Origin of the sequence: Acinetobacter sp. SFD, from assembly GCF_001647575.1 — a bacterium.
Lineage (GTDB): Bacteria > Pseudomonadota > Gammaproteobacteria > Pseudomonadales > Moraxellaceae > Acinetobacter > Acinetobacter pecorum.
Genome location: NZ_LSZJ01000014.1, coordinates 1 through 18,677 on the forward strand (window position 1 = coordinate 1; position 18,677 = coordinate 18,677).

Below are 18,677 nucleotides of genomic sequence, written 5' to 3' on the forward strand. Positions count from 1 at the left end.
CAGGATATCGTTTGCTACTGCTCATAAACACCTCGTTAATTAGCCATTTTATCTAACTAAAGAGTGTCTACAAAATCGGTGGCTATTCAAATAGACTTATTATTTATTTCTAAACTCTGAATTTCTAATGACTTCACTATAAATATCTCAAAAAATAAGGGCTGATAAATCAGCCCTTACTCTTAACTCAAATTAATTTAATTATCAATACATTAAGCTAATTGAGCAGCAGCAATTTTCTTAGTATCGATGTCTTTAGCAGCATCTGTATACTCGCTCATCTTGTCGAAGTTCAAGTATTGGTAGATGTCAGCAGACATGCTGTCGATTTGAGCAGCGTACTGTTGGTATTCTTCTGGAGAAGGTAATTTACCCAATACAGCAGCAACAGAAGCAAGCTCAGCAGATGCCAGGTAAACGTTCGCACCTTGACCTAAACGGTTCGGGAAGTTACGAGTAGAAGTCGATACACAAGTCGTGTTCGGTGCTACACGTGCCTGGTTACCCATACACAGTGAACAGCCTGGCATTTCTGTACGAGCGCCAGCTTTACCATAAGTATTGTAGAAACCTTCTTCCATTAACTGGTGTTCGTCCATACGAGTTGGAGGAGCCAACCATAGACGAGTAGATAAAGAACCACCAGGTACTTTGTCTAGAAGTTTACCAGCTGCACGGAAGTGACCGATGTTAGTCATACAAGAACCGATGAATACTTCATCAATTTTCACGCCTTGAACGTCAGAAAGAAGTTTTGCATCATCTGGGTCGTTCGGGCAGCAAAGAACTGGTTCAGTAATCGTAGAAAGGTCGATTTCATACACTTTAGTGTATTCAGCATCAGCATCAGCTTTAAGAAGTGATGGATTTTCCAACCATTTTTCCATGTTCTCAACACGGCGCGCCATAGTACGAGCATCGCCATAGCCTTGTGAAATCATCCATTTCAGCATAGTGATGTTAGAACGTAGGTATTCAGCAACTTTCTCTTCAGAAAGAGTGATCGCACAACCAGCAGCAGAACGTTCAGCAGAAGCATCAGAAAGTTCGAATGCTTGCTCAACAGTCAGGTCAGTTTCCATTTCTGTCAGGTCGATCTCAAGGATACGGCCAGAGAAGATGTTTTTCTTACCTTTCTTCTCAACAGTCAGGTCACCTTCTTGGATCGCTACGTAAGGAATTGCATGTACCAGGTCACGTAGTGTGATACCAGGTTGCATTTTACCTTTGAACTTCACAAGAACAGACTCTGGCATGTCAAGTGGCATAACACCAGTTGCAGCAGCGAACGCTACCAGACCAGAACCCGCAGGGAATGAAATACCGATTGGGAAACGAGTATGTGAGTCACCACCAGTACCAACTGTATCTGGAAGAAGCATACGGTTTAACCAAGAGTGGATAATACCGTCACCTGGACGTAGAGAAACACCACCACGGTTCATGATGAAATCAGGAAGCGTGTGTTGCATTTGAACGTCAACTGGTTTTGGATACGCAGCTGTGTGACAGAAAGATTGCATTACCAGGTCAGCAGAGAAGCCCAGGCATGCAAGGTCTTTAAGTTCGTCACGCGTCATTGGACCTGTTGTATCTTGAGAACCAACAGTTGTCATACGTGGTTCACAGTATGTACCTGGAACAACACCTTGACCTTCTGGAAGACCACAAGCACGACCAACCATCTTCTGAGCAAGCGTGAAGCCTTTGCCAGTTGCAGCAGGTTGTACAGGCGTACGGAACAATGTAGATACAGGAAGACCTAGCTCTTCACGTGCTTTAGTAGTCAAACCACGACCAATGATCAGGTTAATACGACCGCCCGCACGAACTTCGTCTAGAAGTACTGGAGTTTTAAGATCAGCTTCAGCAATTTGCGCGCCGTCTTTGAACGCAGTTACTTTAGCAGCAGCTTTGTCGATCTTAAGGGTGATCTCGTCGCCCATGTTCATGTTTGCTACATCGATTTCAACTGGTAACGCACCAGCGTCTTCCATTGTGTTGAAGAAAATTGGAGCAATTTTAGAACCTAGGCAGTAACCGCCTTCTTTCTTGTTCGGAATGTGCGGAATTTCGTCACCGAAGAACCAAAGTACAGAGTTAGTAGCAGACTTACGAGATGAACCTGTACCAACAACGTCACCTACGTAAGCAACTTTGTTGCCTTTCGCGATCAGTTCTTTGATCTGGTTTAATGGACCAACTTCACCCGGAACTTCTGGGTTGATACCATCACGTTCGTTTTTCAGCATTGCATTTGCGTGCAATGGAATGTCTGGACGGCTCCAAGCGTCTTGAGCTGGAGACAGGTCATCAGTGTTGGTTTCGCCAGTGACTTTGAAAACTGTCAGTTTGATTTCTTCAGGAACATCTGGACGGTTTGTGAACCATTCAGCATCTGCCCATGATTGAAGAACTGCTTTCGCATTTTCATTGCCTGCACGTGCTTTGTCAGCAACGTCATGGAACGCGTCAAATACAAGAAGCGTTTTTTTCAATGCTTCAGCTGCAAGTTCAGCAAGCTCGGTATTGTCTAAAAGTTCAACTAAAGGCGCTACGTTATAACCACCAAGCATAGTGCCCAGTAAGTAAACAGCACGTTCTTTAGAAACAAGTGGAGAGGTTGCTTCGCCTTTTGCCAATGCAGCTAAGAACGCAGCTTTTACATATGCAGCTTGGTCAACACCTGCTGGTACACGGTTTTCAAGCAAATCTACCAAGTATGCTTCTTCACCAGCTGGCGGGTTTTTTAGTAGTTCAACTAATGCAGCTGTTTGGGCATCGTCAAGTGGCTTCGGTGGGACTCCGAGTGCGGCACGTTCTTCAACGTGTTGGCGGTAAGCTTCTAGCACAGTGTTATTCCTCTTTTTTAAAAAATTACTTATGAATTCCTGCTTATTCCAAGCTTCACAAATAATATGGACTCCGAAATTTTACTAAATTTCCAGTTAAAAGTTAATGCAACTCAAGTGTTTCTTTGTGATGCTCGTTATTTTATAACTAAATGATGCCCTTAATGATTATTCCATAATCAGTTCCAGCTTACACCACATGAAACGAGCGCATGAATTGACTCTTTTAACGGAATTTAATGTATAAAAAAGGCAACCATGATGTTGCCTGATTTGAAGTGAAAAAGATACTCCACCTTAGTGTACAGTGGTTGAGTTTAAATACTGCTGATATGAGTTTCGGCAGCCTTGGAATTTCACCACGCATTCATCTTCACAGGTTGTACTGTGATTATTGCTGGCAAAGGAAATATCTATCTGATAAAGCTTTTTATCCTGTTCTAGCATCTTCTTTAAAATGACTTTATCACCGATGCTGAGTACATAGCGGCTTCCGCCAATAATCACTACACCATGTTCATCTTCTAATAGCAGATCCGAATGATGCAAATATCTTACGACTTCCATATAGTGCTACTCCTCGGTTAATTGGAGTTGAGTTCATTATTCAGTATTAAGATAAGCTTTTCTATATTTGAGATTTAGAAATTGTCACAAAGTGTGCGTTTGCTTAGGCTATTTTTATTCAGTCGTATTTTAAATGTTGATGGTTAAATATCTTGTAGTTGTAATATTTACCGAGTGATTTTAGTTATTCATAAAAAAACCGTTCCTTAGAACGGTTTGTAATCTGGTAATTCATCATGCGGAGTCGCAATACACTTTGCAGTAAATTCAGCGCGAACTTTTTCACGAGCTGCTTTTACATCTGTCTTGATCTCAGCTTCTGGAAGCGCATAAACTTCATCAATAATATCCAGTATAAAACCTTTAGTGGTTTCATCGTCAATCTTGTTGGCATGCTCGATTGCTTTTTCTTTCTCAATTGCATTCTGACGATCCAGCATAATGGTACGCGCTGCATTACCGACACTTCGACAATAACCTTGCCACTGCTCTTCAGGGGTTAAGGGTTTCTTCTCGGCACAACCAGCCAGAGCCAGCATAAACGATAAAGCCAATAACTTTTTCATGAATTTCTCCTTCCGAGGGGCAATATAAAAGATCGGAGAAGATTTGTCATTTCAAAATGCCGGTCATGCTAAATTTTAAAAAACTCCTCAACGGATTTCTTCAATCTGCATGATTACCCGCATGAGGCCTGAATAATCTTTTTACTTACAGGATCCACCGTTACAGTCACCCGTTCTTCACGATAATCCATGGTTACCGCTTGTCCCGGTTCGACCATACGTACAATTTGTGCTTTGGTTTTTTGCTTGATTTGTTCTTCAGTCAGATTAGATTGACCGACCAAAGCCGTTGCCTGATCAGCAATACATTTAGGTTGATTCAAGTGCAGCAACTCCCACTCCTCGACAACCTGACCATTCTTTAAATGACAATATCCAACCTGCCCCTTACTTTCAGTGCGGATTTCAATCTTACCACCCTGCTTGACACAATACTCACTTGCGGGATTTGCCATCCCTAATTTAGGAGTTTCCTTTTCTGATGATGGCATGGTAGTACATGCGCTTAAAGTGATAGCTAATATACTAAACAGTATTGTTTTTTTCATGAGAGCTAATTCTTTCTTAATCATTCTTTGTCAATCTAGCATATTTTTTAATCACCATCAGGCTGAAGTCTGTATAGATTTTTAGCCTTTCTAATTATTAAAAACTGAAAATAAAACAGCAATAAATTAGGCTCTATAATGCTTTGAAATCTCGATTAAAAGAATACATATCAAATAAAAAAATTGCTTTAGAATAAAATACAATCAATTAATCATCCCATGTAGATATTTATACATTCCAAAAGAATTACATTGTAATTACATCACTCCTATCTATTCTTACTTTTAAATTTGTGATCTCAACGGGATTGATTTAAGATTTGATTGAATTTTAAACTTTCTATTAGCATGACAGACGATCCTCAACTCTCCCTTAAGGAATATCTTGCTACGGTGCAGGAAGTGGTCAAACACACTTTCGATACACCGGTATGGGTCAAAGCCGAGATTCGAAATTTAAGTATTAAAGCCGGCCATTATTATCTTGAGCTGGCAGAAAAAGAAGCGGATAGTAATCAGGTCATTGCCAGTTGCCGTGCAACCATCTGGAAGTTTAGTGCCCAGAAAATGGTCTCGCAGTTTGAACGTGAAAGCGGGATTGAACTGAGTCGAGACCTAAAAGTGCTGATTAAGGTCAAAGCCAATTTTGATCCACAGTATGGATTTTCATTAAATATCGTCGAAATTGACTCGGGCTACACGTTGGGAGATATTGCCCGGCGCTACCAGCAGATTGTCGAGCGGTTGACGGCTGAAGGACTCATTCAGCGTAATAAAAATTTGCCCAGTCCCTTTGATCTAAACCGGGTTTTAGTGATTTCTCCCGAAAATGCAGCAGGACTTGGAGATTTTAGAAAAGATGCCGATGCATTACAGCGAGCACAGGTGTGTGAGTTTATTTATCATAGTGCGACTTTTCAGGGAAATACAGCCCCTCAAAATATTATGCAAAGTCTGGCACAAGCACTTAAACAATGGGTGCAGACCTATGAGGCTGCACCGGATCTGATCGTCATTATACGGGGCGGCGGTGTAGTCAATGATCTGGCTTATTTGAACGATTATGATCTGGCTGCCCTGCTCTGCAAACGCTCGGTACCCATTTGGGTCGGCATTGGTCATGAGAAAGACCGTACTATTCTGGATGAAATTGCGCATCGTTCCTTTGATACTCCAAGTAAAGTCATTGCAGGCATCCGCAATCATATAGTTGAACTGACTCAGGAGGTGGCGAATTGTCTACAGCGGATTCAGCGTTTATCTCAACAACAGATTCAGGCTTACCAGAACCAGAATGATCATTTTTTTAAACTGATTCAAACTCTGGCCAACAACCAGATTTTCGATGCCCTGCAACGTCTGCAACAGATCAAGTCTAATACTGCCAGTCTAGCCCAGCAGCATACCCAGCTCATGAATCAGCAGCTTGATGCCCTGATGCGAGAAACGCTGCTACAAAACCCTCAACACGTTTTATCCAAAGGTTATGCCATCGTTCGCCAGCAAGATCATGTGATGAGTTCAATTACTCAAATTGATAATCAGCAGCCTGTTCAGATTGAATTACACGATGGCCTATTTTCAGCACAGCTCATACAGGTACTTCCTCATGAATCATGATACTTTAAGCTTTGAAGAAGGTTATAACATCTTGAAAAAGAATGCGGAACTGCTGGAATCCCAGCAAGAACCAGATATCGACAACTTGATGAGAATCGTGGAAGAGTCCATGACAGCTTATAAAGCCTGTAAAGCACGCGTTGAAGCGGTGCAAACCGCTCTCAATGAGACCTTTAAAGAGTAAATCTCTTTTCACTCAAAAGATAACTTCGGCTATTTATTGTTTTATCTGATCTAGAAGATCTCGTAATGGAGAGCTTTTTATGAAGATGAAAAATAAGATTAGTGATCATTTTTTTAGGTATTTTTTATTCAATAGCTTGACTCATTAAATGAAAAATACTGCAGCTCATATTTCTTCTGCCATACAATAAAAAGCCCAATATTAAATTGGGCTTTTTATTACTCTTCTATTTCAATCGGGTCGCCATCTTCAGGTCGAATATGACGTGTCCCGTCATCTGCAGGATCAACACTTGAACCGTCTTTGGTAATAGCGTTGTACATTTCATCCTCTTTCTGATCATCGATAAATTCTTCATCTTCAAAATCTTGAGGCACATTATCATCGTCAAAGTTCAACGGCTTTTCTTCATCTATCATGGCGGTCCCTCATTTATTTAACCAAGAAAATATCATGCTCAAATATTTACGGGATTCATTCAATAGTTAACGATGATCATTTGTGTAACTGAATAAACAAAATAGAGGTTTGAATTTTGGTCTTCTCTGTTCAAAAAATCCTCCTTAGAAAGGAAGGCAACAACTGGAAGAAACTACAGCTATAGAATATAGAGTTCTTTAATATAAGATTACATCAGTTTTTCAATTAAAAAACCTCTTTAACCTTTTGAATAAGCAGGCTAATACTGTAGTCAATATCTCTATATTATGTACATTTTCTTATTTTTCATAAAACATATATAGCATTTCAAATTTATAAATAGAATATAAAGAGTATTAATAATCTTCACCTTTACATTCACTTTAAATTACATTTCGTGAAATGAAATGTAAATCTAAAAAAAAGCCTATCTAACGATAGGCTTTCCCCTTCCTCAATTTTGCGCTGATTCAGGTATGTTGTTAAAATGAACAACATGCAGAGCATAGGCAATTTCTAAATAAAAATATATAATTACCCATAAGCATATAAAAAAACTATAGTTGCATAATAAATAGCTATAGTTGTTGAATTAATTAAAGATTTTAACCATAAATATACTTCAAAATTTACTTAATTGACGATACATATATCTCATAAATAATCTTTTATCCTGATAATCAGGAATTTCAAACACCCAAAAAATATAATTCTTAGATCTTAACTTAAACTTAATATTTACTGTCTTTATCTGAATAGTTGCCTCATCATTACGCATCTCGACAAATAATTCTAAAATCAGGGCAAAGAATCTAAGTTTATCAATTGCCTTATAACTTGATGTTTTATGTAGTCTTAAAGCCTCAGAATATATAAGTTCACACCATTCATCTTCATCGCCCATTTTTTCTCATTTAATTATTTAAAATAGCCAATGTAATAGCTTTATAGCACGCTGAGTATAATAAAACTGCTTTTAATATGAATATTAAAGTTATAAGCTTTTAGAAAATAAAAAAGCTCACTATTTTATGAGCTTTTTTATAAAATAAATCAGGAATGTGAAGCTGCAAATTCTTGCAAGACAAACCGTTTTACACTTTCATCAAAGTCAGGCTTTGAAAGAGCGAGCTTGCCATTTTTCATAGTTTTATAACAATAACTTGCTGCAACTCCCATACCTACCAAAGTTAACAACCTCATTGTTCACCTCATCACTGGGAAGATTTAAATATAAAGTTATCATTCAAGTTTGTAGCTTTCCAATCCAGTTTTGATTATTTTCTGTACTACATGTTACTGAATGTATGAATAATAACTAGAATCCAGCCTATGATGAGTCAGTGTGAAGACTTAACAGTTAATCTGCGCATCAATCCAGTTAATGAAATTTTCTTTATCAGTGAATTTTGGCATAGATCCTAAATTTATGATTTCTTTAGCACCAAATTTTCCTGCTACAACATGAGGTGTTTGAACCCTGAAATCCAGAGGATCACTTTCATGTAGAGTTTTAAAATACTCTATTGATTTATCAAATTCGCTTTGATTTTTAAAATTTGGACGCTCTATTAAAAATTCATAAACTTGTTCTAGAGCTGGCAAATAGTTATTTCTAGGCATTCTTTTTTCTCTAAAATAATGAGTTATGATGAATCCCTATATTGAATGAGTAAGGATTGGAATATTCCACTATTTTTTAGGGTTTATGTAAATTAGATAATTACAAGCTTAAATCAAAACTATCAGATCAAGCCATAAAAAATGAGCATATACATGCACTCATTTTTTGACGTACTAAGGTGTCGTGTATTACTTAAAAAATTTATTAGGAATAAATTCACCAAAATGGCGGCTACTCTAACTTTTAGCTCAAGATTGGAGTCTAATTCACGCTATGAAGGTCCAGCTCTTCATTGGTCGCCAATACAACAGAAGCTAAAATTGGTATACCCAAAATGAAAGGCACAGCAAAAATCCATAGCACGATGGTTACATCTGGGCTAAAGAAGAATTTAATAACTAATGCCGCCAAAATAAGTATAGAAAATAGTATTGCAGAAAAACGGATGATAAATTTAGTCGACATACAAAGATGCTCTTATACAAAAAAAATTGTATTTCCAATATACACCTAATTTTATTATGGGTTTATTGATTTTTAGGCAGTTATTCTATCTTTTAATTAATTTTTTATATTTTATTGTGGTCATAACATAAGAAGTATTTAACTTTCTTAGGAGATAAAATCGCCAGGATTTAGTCATGTTGGATGAATTATTTATTTCTATTGAGCTTAATTTTAGACATTCATTGTTTCCACTGATTGATACTTAAACTGGATGATTTTATGATAAATAAAAATTTTCTACATAAAAAGCCCTCAGTTGAGGGCTTTTTTACTGCGCTTAGAAGCGCCAGTTATAGAACAAGTCTATTGCACGCTCTAAGGACTGACTAGCTTCTAAGTAAAGACGCTGATTTACCTGATAACGTAAAGTCAGTTTATTTACTGGTGTAAATACCCCAACTCCATAACGAAGATAGAGATCTGGCGTAATGTAACCAGTCACAGAAACCTGCGTATCATCTCCTGTTCCCTGTGCATCCAAGGCTAAGCCACTCAAGCCAAAACTACGCCCAATCTGGTTAGTCAGTGCACGGGTACCACCCAAGCCCAGACTGATACCTGCGGCAGCGATCGTATTATTTACATCAGACCTGAATCCTTCAGTCTGGTTTAAACCGGATGCACCTTCATTGATACGACCGGTAATCAAGGCATTTAAGGCTTCCTGCTCTGACAAGCCCGCATCATTATAAATCTGAATGCTTGGACTCGATGCAGTACCCGTTACGCGCACCCCAACCGTACTACCCTGAACCATTTTATTGGCATCAATGTCTAGCGTCGGATTGGTGAGTTCACCATTAAAACGCGCGATGGCACGATTCAAATCCAGACTCTGACCATAGGCTTCGATTTTCACCCGTTGTGATACCCCGATTGCACCATTGGCGCGCATTGCGGTTTCCAGACCACGCTGTGACAGGTTCACTCGGCCTAATAGCGGGATACGACTATCAAAGCCCTGGAAGATCACCTGATTACCCAAAGAAACAGCCACATCCGCCCGGATATCCCATGGACGTGCCGCTCTCAAAATCGCCAGTTGATCCTCACCTTCACGCACGACACGTACATCTGGGGATAAGCCGACTACCGGTTCCGAAGCTTCAGGCATTGAAATCAGTGCACGCGGTACATCTACCGTACCACTTAAACTCAGTTTTTTATTAAATGGATACATGTCCAAGGTCAGATCAGGCGTCACCATGGCCGTAATTAATGGTGCCTGACGAATCAGCAGATTTTCACCTTGCAGTTTTAACTGTACCCTTGGATCACCTTTCCAGTCGACTGAACCGGTTAATTTACCGACACCCTGACCACTGTTAAATGCCCCATTAATGCTGGCAGAGTTCTGACGTATGGATGAATATAGTTGTACATTGGTCAGATTCACGGGTAAAGAGATCATACTGATCGAGGCATCTTTGACCCGAAGCTCACCTTCCAGCAAAGGATCCGTTAAAGTGCCACCAATCTTTCCGGCATAGGATAAAGTTCCGTCTAGATTACGAATGTCCTCAATAAATGGTTTAAAGACCTTGAGCTGCACCTGGTTAAAGGCAATTTCGCCACGCATCGGTTTGCTGTCCCGATATGGGTCAATAATCACATTGGCATAACCTGCACCTATATCTGGAGTTTTTACATCCAGGCGAAGCTGCAAGCCTTGTGCCACACTTTTTGCTACCAAGCCAACTTCATCGTATTTTAGCGTAGAACCTAAATATTCCGGGTCTTCAGAAGATAAACCTACAACGCCATTTCGGGTGACCAGACGTGCATCAATTTTTGGTTTAGCCCCTTGTGCCCAAGCTGCCTTGGCATAACCATTGACTTTACCTGTCAACGCCAATCCATCAGGCAGGAATGCGCTGAAATCTTCCAGATCAAGGTTTTGGGTAATAAAAGAGACACTACCTCCAGTTTTATTGACCCGGATCGGCTGATCAAAACACAACTGGCTTTGTTGACTCATCCAGCAATGAGCACCGATAAACAGACTAGACTGGGCAGTATTATAAATCACTGCCGCATTTTGACGCTGCACCAAATGGGCGCGCAAAGAGTCGAAGTCACCTTTTTGAATCTGACCCAGCCAGTTATTTTGTGCATTAAAGCCACCAGCCAGCTGAACAAAGAATTTTGACAGTTTATTTTCTGCCTGAACTTTAAGTATATGCGCAGAACGTGTGCCGGCGAGTGATACTTCGCCTCGAACAATTTCCCGTGAGCCATTACGCAAGCGATCCATTGTTGCAGTTAATAAGGTTGGTGTAGTCTGCGATGTTGGCAACTGTCCACGAATACGGACTTTCTGTACGCTGAACAGGTTTTTAAAAGCAAAATTGTCGATTGAAAGATTTGCCGAAGCCTGCAAACGCGGTTGCGCCTGCATATTGATATAGCCCTGCGCACGACCTCTTAAGCCCGGATATAACTCATACAATGCCGGCGCATTCACCTTCAGTTGCAGGTTTTGTGCATTTCCAGTCGCCTGAATCTGGTTGCTGGCATAAGACAGGAACAGGTTATTGGCTTCAAATTGCTCTGGAACAAAACCGCGCTGATTTGAGTTAATAATCACCGATAAATTCCCTGTGCCGCGCACCAGTTTGTCATTCAGCATACCGGCCAGATTCAAACGCTGGATCTGAATACGTTTTAAAGCATCTGACCAAACCCCTTGGGTTTTCACATTGCCTGACAACTCACCCTTCAATTGGGCATTAAAGTATTGCGGCTTAAAGCGAATTAATGAAGCATTAATATCCCAGCCAATACCATTTTTCAAATTGACCAGACCGCTCGCGTTAATCTTGCCAGCCACCCCATCATGACGGAATTCATTGACTTTCAGTAGCTCGGGTGTACCTGAAACCCGAAGTTTCAGCATGCCCTGACTGGCTTTAAGCTGACTGGCATTTAAAGCGCCATCATAATTGACTGCATAGCCTTTAAATCCACCGCCAGCTTTTTCATTATGGAATAACAGGGCAATAGTACTGTTACCAGTCAGACGCACAGTTTCATTCTGCTCTGCCAAGCGTCCGGTCAGGTTGACATTATTCAGTTTAATAATCTGCTGATTCGGTTGTGCATAGCCATTGGCCTTGATCTGGCCATTCAAACGGTCTACCGGTGAAGCTGCTGCAATACTTTGGGTATTTAAATTTTTGGCATTTAATACCGCTGTCCATTTCAACTGACGTTTTTCTTGTGGCAGTTCAATCCGTGCATTGCCGCTTAAACTGCCTGCCTGTGCATTGCTACTATAATTATAACTTGGGACATTCAGGATATTATTTTTCAGATTCAGCTTGGCCTGATACATGCCTGCAGGCAAAAGACCTTGTTCATGCTGCTCGACTTTGGTCGCCACATGAATATTCTGCTGACCTTCAACCAGTGCCAATTTGACATCACCAGACTGGCTGCTGAGCCAGCCCACATAAGGTACGGCGCGATCAATATTTTTCCAGGCAATATCCAGTAGCATCGGCTGCGCTTTATTGCCCTTGGCCGGGTTTTGATCCAGCTTCAGATTCCAGCTTTCATAACGGTCGAAATCAACCAGTCCGGTAAGGTGCAGGCCATTTTCCAGGTTACCCGCAGAAGCAATATTGGCATCCAGACTTGGCGGCAAGAAATCCTGTACGACTTGCGGAATGCGCTCATGTTTAGGATCAATGCCATTTAAGCGCCCCGTCAGATCCCAACTGACCCGATCTTTCCAGCCCACTGTTCCAGCAAGGCTGACTGCACCTTTCATCAACTGGCCATTCAGGTCGGTAATATTCAGCTGATTGACCAGATCAGTAAACATCACCGCATTATATTGACCTTGCGGAATATTTTCCCCAATCAGGTCAGTATCAACATTCAGATCCAGACGCTTGATATCACCATTAAACTTGGCAACCCCGTCTTTGCTAAACAGTTTCTGCTCAGTCAGAATAGGCCAATGATAATCTTTGAACTGTAATTCACCGCGCATCGGTACCTGTGGACGCATTGGATGTACGATAACCCAACCCGTCAACAAATCAGGCGTATTGGTCGCTACTCCTGCCTGAATAGTATCTAGCGTTCCACGCGCCCGAACCTGAATATCATGAATATTCAGGCTTTCTCTTAAAGAAGGCAGATTGAGGATACCCGTGGCATCCAGAGGATATTTGCCTTCGAACTGCATTTTTCCCGTGGCTTCACGTAGCGAAAGATAGCCCATATCCATACGGGAGTCTTCAAAATTTAATTCGGTGCCGGACCAAAGTGCATCATTTAATTCAATATTGTAAAAATCTACGGCATTGGTCTGGGTGTTAATGACCAGATGATCCAGCAGCAGATGATCGACACGCAGTATAAAAGGCAAGCGGATAGCATTAAACTTGAATGGTTCGCCTGTAGACGGATTTTTATTAATAATTTGCAGATTGCGAACATCCGCCTCTGTAAGATGAATTTCTTTTTTGACAATTGCCCGCCAGCCCAGTTTGACATCAGCACGATCAATTTTGACATCCACCGGTTTTAAAGTGACGAGCACATTTTTAAGGATAATCCCACGCCATAAATTACCGCCTTCATATTCATAATGAATAATTTGCTGGCGTTGCAGAACCTGATCCAGCAGAAATTTACTGCCCTGATTGGTCGAAAACAAGAGGGCCAGCACAGACAGCAGAAAAATCAGGGAGAAAAGTACTGACAATAAGATACTTCTAAATATACGCCGCTTTTTCGGCACAACGCTATTTTGTGGTTCTTGTTCTGGCTGTGGTTGGTTCTCGACCATGATCTACCCAAATAACTATTTTTTAAAATTGAAGTTTTATAACTGTGATCCAATAAAGAAATGTAACCGAATCGGGTGATTGTCATCAGACAGCCCCGTCGCAACATCTACACGTATTGGCCCAATCGGTGAAGCCCAACGTAAGCCTACCCCCGCACCATATTCGGTCGGATTACTGAATTCCTTATTATAGGCATTTCCGGCATCTGCAAAGACCGCAGCACGCCAGCCTTCCTTAAACTGATAATTATATTCTAATGAAGCCACACCCAAGGCCTGACCACCCACTTTAAAGCCGTCAATTTCCGGAGAAAGACTCTTGTAGTCAAAACCGCGAATACTCTGGTCACCACCAGTGAAATATCTCAGGTTATATGGCACTTTGGCAAAATCATCGGTAAAGATATACCCTAAATCCATACGCCCAACAAACTGATAATCTGCATTTTCACCCAATGAATAGATAAAACGCCAGCCTGCATTCACAATGGCCATATCCGCATCGGATAATAAAGCCTCGCTACCCAGCTCAATCTTATAGGTTTGCTTGAAGCCCTTGGTCGGATTGACCCGACGATCGCTATCGGTACGTGAAACTTCATAACCCACCAGTAGCGATTGCTGTTCATCTTCGGTATTAAAGCGAAACGCTTCTGGAATCTGATTAAAATCGACAGAACCATCCTGTGTTAAGCGATCCAGACGATAACGGGCTCCAAAAGTACGCTGCCAGTTACCCAGTGGATTTTTAATAATCCGGTCTGCACCTAACACTGCTGATTCAATCATCAGTCCTTGGCCCTGTGCGACGCTATCACGTTCTTCACGTTCGTAGCCCCCCACAATACTGACATAATCATTCAGCGGATGGTTATAAGGAATATTATAACGTCCATCAATCGACTGGCGGATGCCTGACAACTCGATATTGGCATCAAAAGAGTGGCCACGCTTATTTACAATAGCGCGCCTGTATTGACCACGCAGACGGATATCGGTATCTGTTCCATAACCCAGACCCAGCTCTGCACTGTTTACCCGGTCTGCATTTAAAGTCACGATGACCGGGATTTTCTTCTCTTCCCGTGCCTGTTCCTTTAAACGATCCTGTTCATTTTCTTTGGTCTGCTGCTCAACCCGTAAGGTTCTTAAGTTTGGATTTTCCTGATCACGACTACCGGCAAACTGATCTTCATCCACGACATTCTGGGTCACCTCCTGAGAAGAGGCTGGCGAGCGGGCAGGTTTTTTCTCTACAGACTGATCTTCAGAAAGTTTTTGTTCTTCAATCAGCTGCTGAATATCCGGTGCCAATTCCAATTCCTTTTCAATCGGATCAGGGCGAACCGCATCGACCATGGTATAGTTAAAGTAGCGTGAATTGGTCAGATTGTTGGCCAGGCTATTGACTCGCCAGAAGGTATAATCCGCCCCATCTTTCCAGGTAACCAGACTTTCGAGTACATCGCGGTCGAGTGGGAGTTCCTTTTCAGGATCACTCATTCTGAACTCGACATTCCCCAGCTTATAACGATCACCAGTCTCAAAACGAAGATTCACATCTGCCGTATTCTGTGGCAATGCAATCCTGACATCATGCATACGCCAGTATGAATCAAAATAACCATTATTATTGGCTGCAGTAACAATCCGGTTCTTGGTCTTTTCATAATCACCATGATTAAAAATATCGCCATCTTGCTGTTCAGGCAAAATACTGATGACCTGAAATTGTGGCTGCTCTGCGCCAGCTCCGGTAAATTCCAGGTCATAACTGGTAATAATCACAGGTTCATTAGGTGTGACAAAAACACGAAGCCTGCTGTCTGATACTTTTTCAAACCTGAACTGGGCATCGTAATAACCCACCGCCTGAGCTGCCTGCCGTGACAGTGTCCGCAATTGAGGCAAAGCTGAATTAAAATCGCCAAAAGACTCCTGGGTAAAACTGGAGAGCTTGGCTTTGACATTATTTCTTAAATTCAGATAACCTTGGGATTCACTCTTGCGATTCAGTGTGCCGTTGCTTTGCGCCACACCTTCCTCATTCACAATGACGACGTCTGCATTAATCCGAGGAACTCTTGCCGTCATAATCTGGCGTGGCGGGCGGATCTTATAAAACAGTCTTTTAAAAATATTTGGCCGCTTGTCATTTTCAGGTGAAAGCGAGTCTGGTATTTCTGCTAAGGTCATGCCTGCTTCGTTGTTTTGCACCATAATCTGGCTGTCTGCCTGAATGGACTGCATCAACTGATCCACATTGACCGGCGCCTGATTGATTTCCAGCAGTTCTTGCTGGCTGATATCTGCGACTACAGTTTCGGTGGTCTGGCTATTGCGATAATTTTGCGCTTCCTGTTTGGCTTGTTCAGCCACACGATAAATTTCATTGGCCATGTTCTGGTCAATAGTCTGAACTGGCAATTCTTCCAGATCATCAAATTCGATTGGCGTAAATTCATCCAGACCCGATCCTGCATTTTGCTGTTGTTCCAGCATCAGCATACTGTCAACTGGCACTTCCTGTTCTAAAGCTTCTTCAACTTTTTCTTCTGCTTCTGTTTCAGACGTAACTAAGCCCTGACGAATCGCCTCTTTGGACAGCTCATCTACCATTTCTGCCTGGGAAATAGCCACGGGCGTTTCGGGCTGTTCGGTTTGTGCCATGCTCTGATGGGATAACATCATAAAAAAGATGCTCATACACAGCTGCATACCACTGTGCGGTGGTATATGAGGCCCCATACTGCGATTTAGCATCGTTTTTTTAAAATTTTTCTTTGCAGGCATAGCAAACTCTAAACGAATACATTCTTTAATTGATTATTTGACCGAAAAATATAAGCTAAGGAGCTTAATTAATTGGTTTTTACCTTTACATAGCTGAAAGTATCTTACATGATTTTTCTCAATGTTTACGCATAACTGACATTTCTTAATAAAACTTAATGTAGCACGGCCTATATGAACAAAAATGAACATTTGTTAGCTTCTCGGCGCTTTCTTCCGATGTTTCTGACTCAGTTTTTCGGTGCATTAAATGATAATGTATTTAAGCAAGCGTTACTGCTGGTCATCACTTATGGCTGGATTCAACAGCAATCAGCCAGCATCAGCACCTTGAATAATCTGGCGGCTTTACTATTTATTCTTCCTTATTTTATTTTTTCGGCCACTGCCGGTCAGATTGCCGACAAATACGAACGTTCACAGCTGATTCGCTATCTCAAGCTTCTGGAAATTGTCATCATGCTGCTGGGAACTATCGGTTTCCTGCTGGGCAATTTATGGATTCTGTTATTTGCCCTGTTCCTGATGGGAACCCAGTCCACTTTCTTTGGCCCGATCAAATATGCCATTTTACCTGAAGTCCTGAAACCGGATGAACTGATGTCCGGCAATGCCCTGTTCCAGTCTGGAACTTCTCTGGCAATCCTGTTCGGTATGATTCTGGGCGGCGCAGTTATTGCAGCTTCGGCTGGCAACCTGATTTGGATCAGTTTAACCATCATCAGCATCGCACTGATGGGTTATATATCAAGCCGTTATATTCTGAAGCAAAACATTTCCGCACCGGAGTTGCAAATAGACTGGAACTTTTTTCGTACCAGCTTGCAGACTTTGAAATATGCCAAAAGCTTACCATTGGTTTTTACCATTTTACTGGGCAATTCATGGTACTGGTTTTATGGTGCAACCTATCTGACCCAGATTCCTCAGCTGACGTTACAGAATCTGCATGCATCTGAAAATGTCGCCAGTCTGCTCTTAACCTTTTTCTCTGTCGGGATTGGGTTAGGCTCATACTTATGCCGTAAAATTGGTGGCAGTCAGGTCAATATCAAGATGGTGCCTTTTGGGGCAATCGGTCTAGTAGTGTTTGCCTTATATCTGGCCGCGAGTCTGGCCTTTGTTCCAGAACGTGCAGGTGCATTAATTGGTCTGGCAGAAGTGTTCCAGCAAGGCTGGAGTTATTATCATGTGATGCTAGCCATTACCTTGCTCGGTATTAGTGGTGGTTTTTATATTGTCCCGCTGTATGCCATGATGCAGGCGCATTCTCCACGCTCACATCGTGCGCGTGTGGTTGCAGCAAATAATATTCTGAATGCCGTTTTCATGGTATCTTCTGCTATATTTTCTATTATTATTTTAAGTATTCTAGAGCTTGATCTTAAAATACTTTTTTGTATTACTGCAGTATTAAGTGGCCTGTTTACTTTATGGTTACTTTACCGCCTAAAACCAATGATCAAAATCGCGAAAGCACCCTTGGAGGATTAATTCATGCGTCAATATACAGGTCTGGATAAGTTGATTCATTCTTTTGACCAGGCATTACGCAGTCTAGTCCCGGGCACGACTTCAGCGCAACGTGAAAACCCGGCCCAACCGGTAGAAACGCAGTTGACGGTCAGTGATGCACGACATGTGGCAGGGTTAATGCGGGTCAACCATAGTGGTGAGGTCTGTGCACAGGCGTTGTACCATGGTCAGGCCATGACGGCAAAACTCCCGAATGTACGTCGTGAAATGGAACAGGCTGCGATTGAAGAACAGGATCATCTGGCATGGTGTGAAGACCGCTTAAAAGAACTGGATAGCCATACCAGTCTGCTCAATCCGGTATGGTACGGTCTTTCCTTTGGTATGGGCGCAATTGCCGGAATCGCAGGTGATAAATACAGTCTGGGTTTTGTGGCTGAAACAGAACGTCAGGTCAGCATGCATTTACAGCATCATATTAGCCAATTACCCCCTCAGGATGAACGTTCTCGCCGTATTCTGAAACAGATGAACGAAGATGAACTGCATCATCGGGATACAGCTTTAAAGGCAGGTGGTGTAGATTTGCCCATTCCTGTCAAAATTGCAATGACTGGCATTTCCAAGCTGATGACCAAAACCAGCTATTTTATTTAAACCAGTTATTTTCATTCTTAGCCCACTCATTTGTGGGCTTTTTAATAAGTCTCAAATCTTGA

At 41.6% G+C, this 18,677-nt stretch carries 14 protein-coding genes; 4 read left to right on the forward strand and 10 right to left on the reverse strand.

Going from position 1 to position 18,677, the window contains the following annotated elements; translation table 11 throughout:
• Nucleotides 1-212: 212 nt before the first annotated feature.
• The 4 genes from AY605_RS11235 to AY605_RS11250 form a co-directional block, all read right to left on the reverse strand.
• Nucleotides 213-2,852 (reverse strand): bifunctional aconitate hydratase 2/2-methylisocitrate dehydratase, encoded by a 2,640-nt coding sequence (locus AY605_RS11235; protein ID WP_064096480.1) that lies wholly within the window; start codon nt 2,850-2,852, stop codon nt 213-215.
• Between the two features lie 297 nt (nt 2,853-3,149).
• A complete protein-coding gene (locus tag AY605_RS11240; protein WP_064096481.1) occupies nt 3,150-3,419 on the reverse strand; it encodes a hypothetical protein in 270 nt (89 codons plus the stop codon).
• Nucleotides 3,420-3,625: 206 nt separating this feature from the next.
• Nucleotides 3,626-3,985, reverse strand: coding sequence for a hypothetical protein (locus tag AY605_RS11245; protein WP_064096482.1), 360 nt, complete (start codon nt 3,983-3,985; stop codon nt 3,626-3,628).
• Nucleotides 3,986-4,098: 113 nt separating this feature from the next.
• On the reverse strand, nt 4,099-4,533 hold the full coding sequence (locus AY605_RS11250) for an I78 family peptidase inhibitor (RefSeq protein ID WP_064096667.1): 435 nt from the start codon (nt 4,531-4,533) through the stop codon (nt 4,099-4,101).
• Between the two features lie 348 nt (nt 4,534-4,881).
• Here AY605_RS11250 and xseA point away from each other — a divergent pair, with 348 nt between their 5' ends.
• A complete protein-coding gene (gene xseA, locus AY605_RS11255) occupies nt 4,882-6,153 on the forward strand; it encodes an exodeoxyribonuclease VII large subunit (protein WP_064096483.1) in 1,272 nt (423 codons plus the stop codon).
• Complete coding sequence (gene xseB / locus AY605_RS11260) at nt 6,143-6,337, forward strand: exodeoxyribonuclease VII small subunit (protein WP_064096484.1); 195 nt, start codon at nt 6,143-6,145, stop codon at nt 6,335-6,337. Before xseA ends, xseB begins: the two co-directional genes overlap by 11 nt.
• Nucleotides 6,338-6,555: 218 nt before the next feature.
• Here the strand turns inward: xseB and AY605_RS11265 are convergent, their stop codons facing one another.
• The 6 genes from AY605_RS11265 to AY605_RS11290 form a co-directional block, all read right to left on the reverse strand.
• On the reverse strand, nt 6,556-6,756 hold the full coding sequence (locus AY605_RS11265; RefSeq protein ID WP_064096485.1) for a hypothetical protein: 201 nt from the start codon (nt 6,754-6,756) through the stop codon (nt 6,556-6,558).
• 623 nt (nt 6,757-7,379) lie between these two features.
• Nucleotides 7,380-7,661: a hypothetical protein gene (locus AY605_RS11270; RefSeq protein WP_064096486.1), complete on the reverse strand. Its 282-nt coding sequence runs from the start codon at nt 7,659-7,661 to the stop codon at nt 7,380-7,382.
• 449 nt (nt 7,662-8,110) lie between these two features.
• Nucleotides 8,111-8,380 carry a hypothetical protein gene (locus tag AY605_RS11275; protein WP_064096487.1) on the reverse strand — a complete coding sequence of 90 codons (270 nt, stop codon included), beginning with the start codon at nt 8,378-8,380 and terminating at the stop codon, nt 8,111-8,113.
• A 262-nt stretch (nt 8,381-8,642) separates the two neighbouring features.
• Nucleotides 8,643-8,846 (reverse strand): hypothetical protein, encoded by a 204-nt coding sequence (locus tag AY605_RS11280; protein ID WP_064096488.1) that lies wholly within the window; start codon nt 8,844-8,846, stop codon nt 8,643-8,645.
• 319 nt (nt 8,847-9,165) lie between these two features.
• Nucleotides 9,166-13,689, reverse strand: a complete 4,524-nt coding sequence (locus AY605_RS11285; RefSeq protein ID WP_064096489.1) for a translocation/assembly module TamB domain-containing protein — start codon at nt 13,687-13,689, stop codon at nt 9,166-9,168.
• Between the two features lie 36 nt (nt 13,690-13,725).
• On the reverse strand, nt 13,726-16,482 hold the full coding sequence (locus AY605_RS11290) for an autotransporter assembly complex protein TamA (RefSeq protein ID WP_064096490.1): 2,757 nt from the start codon (nt 16,480-16,482) through the stop codon (nt 13,726-13,728).
• 174 nt (nt 16,483-16,656) lie between these two features.
• Here AY605_RS11290 and AY605_RS11295 point away from each other — a divergent pair, with 174 nt between their 5' ends.
• Both AY605_RS11295 and coq7 read left to right on the forward strand, forming a co-directional pair.
• Entirely contained in the window at nt 16,657-17,976 is a 1,320-nt protein-coding gene (locus tag AY605_RS11295; RefSeq protein ID WP_064096491.1) for an MFS transporter, read from the forward strand.
• A 3-nt stretch (nt 17,977-17,979) separates the two neighbouring features.
• Nucleotides 17,980-18,615 carry a 2-polyprenyl-3-methyl-6-methoxy-1,4-benzoquinone monooxygenase gene (gene coq7 / locus AY605_RS11300; RefSeq protein WP_064096492.1) on the forward strand — a complete coding sequence of 212 codons (636 nt, stop codon included), beginning with the start codon at nt 17,980-17,982 and terminating at the stop codon, nt 18,613-18,615.
• Nucleotides 18,616-18,677 lie beyond the last annotated feature (62 nt).